Below are 8,028 nucleotides of genomic sequence, written 5' to 3'. Positions count from 1 at the left end.
CCCCGATCGCGGACCTCCGCACGGCCGAGGACCTCGATGTCTGCGGTGGCGCGTCGGCGGKSMKCAYSKGSCGCKCGGCGGCCCAGAGCGCCAGGTGACCGCCCGCCGAGTGCCCGGTGAGGACCGTGCGGCGGGGGTCGGCCGACGGCAGCGCCTCGCGGACGAGCGCGGGCAGCGCGTCGCAGGCGGCGGCCACGTCGTCGAAGGTCTCCGGCCAGCGCCCGGCCACGGGCCCGGTGCCGCCCTGGGCGGGGATGGGGCTGCCCCTGCGGTACTCGACGTTGGCGACGGCGAAGCCCCGGCGCGCGAGGAAGTCGGCGAACGGCGTGAGGTGCCCGCGGTCGTAGGGCGAGCGCCAGGCGCCGCCGTGCAGGACGACGACGAGCGGCGCCGGGCGGGCCGTGTCGCCCCTCGGCGCGTAGAAGTCGACGACCTGGTCGGGGTGATCGCCGTACGCGGCACTGGCGTCCGGCTCCACGGCGGGATGCGAGAACGCGGCCTCGGTCTCGGCGGCATCGCGGGCCACGGCGGCGTCGTCCGGCATGGCGGCAACCTCTCCACAGCAGTACGTCTTGCGGGGGCGCCCCCGTTCCCCCGGCGCGCGGAGGAACGGGAGCAAGATCCGCCGGACGTTATCAGCCCGGCGCGCGCCCCGGTGTCATGGGCGCCGTGTCACGCGGTCAGGGTCTCCGCGAGGACCCGGGCCGCCCGCTCGGCGTCGGCGAAGGAGACGTACAGCGGGGTGAACCCGAAGCGCAGCACGTCCGGCGCCCGGAAGTCACCGACGATGCCCCGCGCGATCAGGCGCTGCATGACGTCGCCCGCCTCCGCGCAGCGCAGCGCGACCTGGCTGCCGCGCTCGTCGTGCGCCTCCGGGGTGAGCGGCTGGACGAGGCCCTCGGGGACGTACGCCCGCACGCACCGCAGGAAGAAGTCGGTCAGGGCCAGCGACTTGGCCCGCACCTCGGCCACGGAGACGCCGTCCCAGACGTCGAGGGCCGCCTCAAGGGCGAGCATCGAGAGGATGTCGGGGGTGCCGACGCGCCCGCGCGTGACGCCGTCCGCCGCCTCGAAGCCGGGCCGCATCCCGAAGGGCTCGGCGTGCGAGTTCCACCCCGGCAGCGGCGAGTCGAACCGCTCCTGGAGGCCGGCGCGCACATAGAGGTACGCGGGCGAACCGGGGCCGCCGTTCAGGTACTTGTAGGTGCAGCCCACCGCGAGGCCGACGCCGTGCTCGTCGAGGCCGACCGGCAGCGCGCCCGCCGTGTGGCAGAGGTCCCAGACGGCCAGGGCGCCCGCCGCGTGCACGGCCGCCGTGAGTCCGGGCAGGTCGTGCAGGCGTCCGGTGCGGTAGTCGGCGTGGTTGAGCAGCACGGCGGCGGTGCGCGGGCCGAGCGCCGCGGGCACCTCCGCCGGGGCGAGGGGGACGACGCGGCAGCCGGTGAGGCGGGCCGCGGACTGTGCGATGTAGCCGTCCGTGGGGAACGTCGTGGCGTCGACGAGGATCTCGTCGCGCCCCCCGTCCGGCGCGCCCCCGTCGGTGTCCCGCGCCATGCGTACCGCGGCGATGAGCGCCTTGAAGATGTTCACGCTGGTGGAGTCGCCGACCACGATCTGGCCGGGGGCGGCGCCGACCAGCGGGGCGATGCGGTCGCCGATCCGCTCGGGCGCGCTCCACCAGCCGCTCTCGTCCCAGGAGCGGATGCGCAGCTCGCCCCACTGCCGCTCGATGACGTCGGCGACGCGGGCCGGGACGTGCGCGGGCAGGGCGCCCAGGGAGTTGCCGTCCAGGTAGACCGTGTCGTCCAGGACGAAGGCCTTCCGCTTGTCCGCGAGCCGGTCGTCGGCGTCGAGACGCTCGGCATGGCTCCGCAGGTCGGACCGGTCCTTCAGGTCGTCAGACATGGCTCCTCGCCGTCCACAGCTCGGGGAAAACGTTCTTGGTGGCGCGCTTCTCCAGCCAGGCCACACCGGCGGAGCCGCCCGTGCCCGTCTTGGAGCCCATCGCGCGGCGGGTGGCGACCAGGTGGTCGTTGCGCCATCGCCAGACCAGTTCCGCGACGTCCGTGAGGGTCTCGCCGAGGCGGGCGAGGTCGCCGCTCTCGTCACCGGAGTAGAGCGCGGTCCACACGGCCTCGACCTCGGCCGACGGCTCGTACTTCTGGGAGAGGTCGCGCTCAAGGACAGCCGCCGGGATCGCGTGGCCGCGGCGGTGGAGCAGCCTGAGCACCTCGTCGTAGAGGCTCGGCTCATGCAGGGCCTTCTCCAGCTCCGCGTGGACGCGCGGCGCGCCCCGGTGCGGGACCAGCATCGACGCGGACTTGTCGCCGAGCAGGAACTCCATGCGGCGGTACATCGCGGACTGGAATCCCGAGCCCTCGCCGAGCGCGCCCCGGTAGGAGTTGAACTGCGCGGGGGTCAGCTGGGCGAGCGGGGTCCAGGAGTGGTTCAGGGCCTCCAGCTCGCGGATGCTGCGCTTCAGGGCCGCGACGGCGACCGGTATGTCGTCCCTGCGCAGCGCCTGCGCGGCGGTCTCCCACTCGTGGACGATCACGGTGAACCACAGCTCCATGACCTGGGTGGTGACCAGGAAGACCATCTCGCCGGGGTCGTCCGAGCGCAGGTGCTGGAGGTGGGTGAGGACGTCCGCCTGGACGTAGTCCTCGTACGGGGTGGTACCCGCGAAGTCGAGGTTCGGGCTCTCGGCCTCGTGCGCCTCGTCGGACGCCCGCGTCGCGGGGGACGTCTCATGCGCCTCTGGGGACATCGCTGTCTCCTCGATACGTACTCCGGGTAGCGGTCCGCCCCTGCCGTTACCGGCACGGGGGCCCCGGTCCCCACCGGAATCTTCTGCAACTTTCGCGGAATCGGCAAGGCACGCCCCCATCCGACGGCCACGAAAGCACTCATCGGCTTATGCCGCTTTCACACGGCCGGACCCGGCCCGGGGAGGGCTCAGGCCTGTACGCGGCGGCGCTCCCGGCAGGCGCGCACGTGGGCGGCGTTGCCACAGCCGCGGACCGAGTGCCAGACACCGCTGTTGTTGCGCGAGCGGTCGTAGAACGCGGCGGCGCAGGGCGCGTTGCGGCAGATCTTCAGCCGGCGCCAGACGTCGGACGCCTGGGCGAGCAGCGCCTCGGCGAGGACCGCGGAGGCCAGCCAGCGGGCGCCCGCCCCCTCCGGCTCCAGGGTGAGGGTGCCGTCGCCCGCGAGCCCGACGACGACCGGCGCGGAGGTGAACCGCACCGCGTCGCCGCCGCGGTCGCCCGCGCCGAGCGCGCGCCGCACCTGGTCCCGCAGGCACCGCAGCTTGGGCAGGTCCTCCTCGGTCAGGGTGAGCCGCGCGTCGGCCCTGCCCGTCTCCCGCGCCCAGTCGCGCACCGCCTGGTCGGCCCACTCCTGGGCGGCGCCGAGCGCGCCGTCGGCCAGCAGGTCGGGCACGTCGGGACGGCCGGGGCGCTCAGCGGGCGCGGTGTTCAGGAGCTCCTGGACGAGGCCGAGGCCGCCGGGCGCGGGGGTCAGACAGTGACGCTCGGACGCGGGCCGGTTCATGCCCTTCACGGTACCCGCCTTCGCCATGACATAGCCAAACGCGTTACGGTGCTGTCAGTACCGCACGGAGAACCTCGTACCGAGAGCCCTGGAGGGCCGCATGGAAGCCACCGAAGCGACGCCCGAAGCCACGTCCGGAGCCACGCCCGCAGCGACGGACGCGGCGACGGGCGCCGCGGCGACCGGAGATGCCGGGCGCGCCGCCCGCGTCCTCGGCCGCCCCTTCGACATCAACGGCCTCACCCTGCGCAACCGCATCGCCATGGCCCCCATGACCCGTGAGTTCTCCCCGGACGGCGTGCCCGGCGAGGACGTCGCCCAGTACTACGCCCGCCGCGCGGCGGGCGGCGTCGGCCTGATCGTCACCGAGGGCACCTACGTCGGCCACGCCTCGGCCGGCAGCAGCCACCGCGTCCCGCACTTCTACGGCGACGCGGCCCTCGCGGGCTGGCGCGGCGTCGCCGAGGCGGTGCACGCGGCCGGGGGCCGGATCGTCCCGCAGCTCTGGCACGTGGGCGCGACCCGCGACGCGGGCCAGGGCCCCCTTCCCTCGGCGCCCCCGGCGGGCCCCTCCGGCCTCGGCCTCGACGGCGCGGCCAAGGGCCACGCGATGACGGGCGCGGACATCGACGCGGTGATCGGCGCCTTCGCCGAAAGCGCCGCCGCCGCCGAGCGGATCGGCTTCGACGGCGTAGAACTGCACGGCGCGCACGGCTACTTGATCGACCAGTTCCTCTGGGGCCGCACCAACCGCCGCACCGACGGATACGGCGGAGACCTCGCCTCCCGCACCCGCTTCGCCCAGGAGATCGTCGAGGCGGTGCGCGCCGCGGTCTCGCCCGCGTTCCCCGTGATCTTCCGCCTCTCGCAGTGGAAGGCCAACGCCTTCGACGCCAGGCTCGCCGAGGACCCGGCCGAGCTGGACGCCCTGCTCGCGCCGCTGGCCGCCGCCGGTGTCGACGCCTTCCACGCCTCGACGCGCCGCTACTGGGTGCCCGAGTTCGACGGTGAGGACCTCAACCTCGCGGGCTGGGTCAAGAAGCTCACCGGCAAGGCCTCGCTCTCCGTGGGCTCGGTCGGCCTGGACAAGGAGTTCATCGGCCCGCAGGGCTTCAGCAAGGAGACCGCCTCCACGGGGATCGACCTGCTGCTCGACCGCATGGAGCGGGACGAGTTCGATGTGATCGCGGTGGGCCGTGCGTTGATCTCCGACCCGGAGTGGGCGGACAAGGCACTGTCCGGCCGGGTGGCCGAAGCGGTGCCCTACGACGCGGGTCTGCTCGGCGCTCTGCGCTGAGCGTCGGCCCCTGAGAGGGACCCCCGCGCCCCTCACGGGCGCGGGGGTCCCTCTCCCTCAGCCCAGCGTCTCCGCCGCCGTCTCGGAGGACTCCCGCAGGAAGGTCGCGCAGCGCTCGTACTCCTCCTGCTCGCCGATCGACTGCGCGGCGCGCGCGAGGGCGTGCAGGGCCCGCAGGAAGCCGCGGTTGGGCTCGTGCTCCCACGGCACGGGCCCGTGGCCCTTCCAGCCGCTGCGGCGCAGCGCGTCGAGGCCGCGGTGGTAGCCCGTACGGGCGTACGCGTAGGACTCGACGACGCTGCCGCGCTCGAAGGCCGCGTCGGCGAGCTGCGCCCAGGCGAGCGAGGACGTGGGGTACTTCGCGGCGACGTCGGCGGGCTCCGCGCCGTTCGCGAGGAGCTCGCGCGGCTCCGGGTCGTCGGGCAGGTGGGTCGGGGGCGGTCCCCCGAGCAGATCCTTGTGAATGGCCATGGACCAAGTCTGCGGCATGCCCGTACGGCGAAGGCCCCGGGTCGCCGACCCGGGGCCTTCGCCGCGCGTAACGCGGGGGTGCTGCGAGGTGCTACTTCAGCTTCGTGCCCGTGGAGCGCAGGTTCGCGCACGCCTCGGTGACGCGCTCGGCCATGCCGGCCTCGGCCAGCTTGCCCCAGGTGCGCGGGTCGTAGGTCTTCTTGGAGCCGACCTCGCCGTCGACCTTCAGGACGCCGTCGTAGTTGCGGAACATGTGGTCCGCGACCGGCCGCGTGAAGGCGTACTGGGTGTCGGTGTCGAGGTTCATCTTGACGACGCCGTTCTCCAGCGCGGTCGAGATCTCCTCGGCGGTCGAGCCCGAGCCGCCGTGGAAGACGAAGTCGAACGGCTGCGACCCGGCGGCCCTGCCGTACTTCGCGCCGACGCCCTCCTGGAGGTCCTTCAGGAGCTCCGGACGCAGCACCACGTTGCCCGGCTTGTAGACGCCGTGCACGTTGCCGAACGAGGCGGCCAGGAGGTAGCGGCCCTTCTCGCCCAGGCCGAGGGCCTCGGCGGTGCGGATCGCGTCGTCGACCGTGGTGTACAGCTCGTCGTTGATCTCGTGGGTGACGCCGTCCTCCTCGCCACCGGTCGGGGTGATCTCCACCTCAAGGATGATCTTCGCGGCGGCGGCCTTGGCGAGCAGCTCCTGGCCGATGGCCAGGTTGTCGGCGAGGGTCTCGGCGGAGCCGTCCCACATGTGCGACTGGAACAGCGGGTTCTGGCCCTGCGCGACGCGCGCGGCGGAGATGTCGATCAGCGGGCGGACGTAGGTGTCCAGCTTGTCCTTGGGGCAGTGGTCGGTGTGCAGCGCGACCGTCACGTCGTACTTCGCGGCGACGATGTGCGCGAACTCGGCGAGCGCGACCGCGCCGGTCACCATGTCCTTCTTGTACTGGCCGCCCAGGAACTCCGCACCACCCGTGGAGATCTGGATGATGCCGTCGCTCTCGGCCTCCGCGAACCCGCGCAGCGCGGCGTGCAGGGTCTGCGAAGAGGTCACGTTGATGGCCGGGTAGGCGAACTTGCCTGCCTTCGCCCGGTCGAGCATCTCGTTGTAGACCTCGGGAGTTGCGATGGGCATGTGTCCGCTCCTTGTGATGTGCGGGTGGGTGCTGTGCTGCTTGACCCTGACCTGGGGGCGACGACATTGTCGCCCCCATCCTTCCAGACTCGGCGCACCGCTCCGTCCCGGCCGCCGAAGAGGAACGTCAGTCCAGGCCGAGGTCGTCCTTGGAGTACGCGAAGAGGTACGGCACCCCCGCGCCCTCGGTGATCTTCTCGCCGGCGCCGGTGGCACGGTCCACGATCGTGGCGACGCCGACGACCTCGGCACCCGCCTCGCGGACGGCCTCGACGGCGGTCAGCGGGGAGCCGCCGGTGGTGGAGGTGTCCTCCACGACCAGGACACGGCGGCCCTTGATGTCCGGGCCCTCGACACGGCGCTGCATGCCGTGCGCCTTGGCGGCCTTGCGGACCACGAAGGCGTCCAGGCGCTCGCCGCGCGCGGCGGCCGCGTGCAGCATCGCGCCCGCGACCGGGTCGGCGCCCATGGTCAGGCCGCCCACGGCGTCGAAGTCGAGGTCCTTGGTCAGGTCGAGGAGCACCTGGCCGACCAGCGGGGCCGCCTCGCCGTCGAGGGTGATCCGGCGGAGGTCGATGTAGTAGTCGGCCTCCAGGCCGGAGGAGAGCGTCACCTTGCCGTGCACGACGGCCTTGTCCTTGATCTGCTGCAGCAGCTCGCCGCGTACGTCAGTCATGCCTAAGAGCTTAAAGCCGCCGTACGGGCCCGCCACGCACCGCTCAGAACCGCCGCCAGGTCCAGGTCGTGGACGTCTCCAGGGGCTCGATCGGGGTCACCAGGCGGGGCAGGGTGTTGAGCCCGTCCGGCGGGCCCGTCTGCGGCTCCACGCACACCGCGGCCTCCTGCTCGTCGTAGACGACGACCCACTGCTCGCGGCTCTTGACGCCGACTTCGAGCCGTCCGGGCCAGGTCAGCGTCACGTCCACGCCGTCGGGCATGCCGAAGCAGTCATCCCAGGGGCCGGGCAGCGGGGCGATCCTGCGCCCGGTCGGCAGGTGGTCCTCGCCGCGCTCCTCCTGCCAGGCGGGGCTGAAGCCGAGCTCCACGTCCACGCCGTCCAGGGACCGGTTGAACCACGGGTGCCAGCCCGCCTGCGCGGGGAAGGAGTCGCCGTACGTCTCGATGCCCAGGCGCAGCGTCAGCGCGTCCTCGGTGAGCTCCACGATCTGGGTGACGCGGCCCGGGTAGGGCCAGGGGTCGCTCAGGTCGTACGTGAAGACGGCCTCGGTGTCCGAGGTGCGGGCGGTGCGCCACTCGGCGTTCCGCGCGAAGCCGTGGATGGCGTGCGGCGGGGAGTTCAGCGGCATCTGGTGGACCGCCGAGCCGTCGCGGAACCGGCCGTCCCTGATCCGGCCGCACCACGGCACCATGGGGAAGCAGCCGTACTTCTCCCCCTGGCGCAGCAGCTCGACGCCGCCGATGCGCAGGCTCCCCATGCGGCAGCCGTTGCCCGGCTGCACCGTCACTTCCGCGTCGCCCGCGGTGAGGGTCACGTCTTCGGTACTCACGGTGCCGACCCTACGGTGTGCGCGCTCAGCGGCGGCGGCGCAGGGCCCTGCCGACCACGATGGCCGAGGCCACGGCG

At 73.3% G+C, this 8,028-nt stretch carries 8 protein-coding genes and 1 pseudogene; 1 reads left to right on the top strand and 8 read right to left on the bottom strand.

The window, feature by feature from the left end; translation table 11 throughout:
• The 4 genes and pseudogenes from AB8Z36_RS23350 to AB8Z36_RS23335 all read right to left on the bottom strand — a co-directional run.
• Positions 1–544, bottom strand: a pseudogene (locus tag AB8Z36_RS23350) (alpha/beta hydrolase); the annotation flags it as partial.
• Positions 545–672: 128 nt separating this feature from the next.
• Positions 673–1,905: a kynureninase gene (kynU, locus tag AB8Z36_RS23345; RefSeq protein WP_369215323.1), complete on the bottom strand. Its 1,233-nt coding sequence runs from the start codon at positions 1,903–1,905 to the stop codon at positions 673–675.
• Positions 1,898–2,767: a tryptophan 2,3-dioxygenase family protein gene (locus AB8Z36_RS23340; RefSeq protein ID WP_369215322.1), complete on the bottom strand. Its 870-nt coding sequence runs from the start codon at positions 2,765–2,767 to the stop codon at positions 1,898–1,900. Before AB8Z36_RS23340 ends, kynU begins: the two co-directional genes overlap by 8 nt.
• A gap of 188 nt (positions 2,768–2,955) precedes the next feature.
• Positions 2,956–3,552 carry a CGNR zinc finger domain-containing protein gene (locus AB8Z36_RS23335; RefSeq protein ID WP_369215321.1) on the bottom strand — a complete coding sequence of 199 codons (597 nt, stop codon included), beginning with the start codon at positions 3,550–3,552 and terminating at the stop codon, positions 2,956–2,958.
• Positions 3,553–3,652: 100 nt separating this feature from the next.
• Between AB8Z36_RS23335 and AB8Z36_RS23330 the strand changes: the two genes are divergently transcribed.
• On the top strand, positions 3,653–4,849 hold the full coding sequence (locus AB8Z36_RS23330; protein WP_369215320.1) for an NADH:flavin oxidoreductase: 1,197 nt from the start codon (positions 3,653–3,655) through the stop codon (positions 4,847–4,849).
• A gap of 57 nt (positions 4,850–4,906) precedes the next feature.
• On the opposite strand, the gene AB8Z36_RS23325 is transcribed toward AB8Z36_RS23330, so the two are convergent.
• From AB8Z36_RS23325 to AB8Z36_RS23310, 4 genes are all read right to left on the bottom strand, one after another.
• Positions 4,907–5,320, bottom strand: a complete 414-nt coding sequence (locus tag AB8Z36_RS23325; RefSeq protein WP_369215319.1) for a DUF3151 domain-containing protein — start codon at positions 5,318–5,320, stop codon at positions 4,907–4,909.
• A 91-nt stretch (positions 5,321–5,411) separates the two neighbouring features.
• Positions 5,412–6,443: a class II fructose-bisphosphate aldolase gene (gene fbaA / locus AB8Z36_RS23320; RefSeq protein ID WP_369215318.1), complete on the bottom strand. Its 1,032-nt coding sequence runs from the start codon at positions 6,441–6,443 to the stop codon at positions 5,412–5,414.
• A gap of 127 nt (positions 6,444–6,570) precedes the next feature.
• Entirely contained in the window at positions 6,571–7,119 is a 549-nt protein-coding gene (pyrE, locus tag AB8Z36_RS23315) for an orotate phosphoribosyltransferase (protein ID WP_369215317.1), read from the bottom strand.
• 43 nt (positions 7,120–7,162) lie between these two features.
• On the bottom strand, positions 7,163–7,951 hold the full coding sequence (locus AB8Z36_RS23310; protein ID WP_369215316.1) for an aldose epimerase family protein: 789 nt from the start codon (positions 7,949–7,951) through the stop codon (positions 7,163–7,165).
• Between the last annotated feature and the right edge of the window lie 77 nt (positions 7,952–8,028).

The organism is Streptomyces flavofungini, from assembly GCF_041028215.1.
GTDB classification, from domain to species: Bacteria; Actinomycetota; Actinomycetes; order Streptomycetales; family Streptomycetaceae; genus Streptomyces; species Streptomyces flavofungini_B.
Note: the sequence above shows the minus strand (reverse complement) of the source record. Positions and strands in the feature narration are given on the sequence as shown.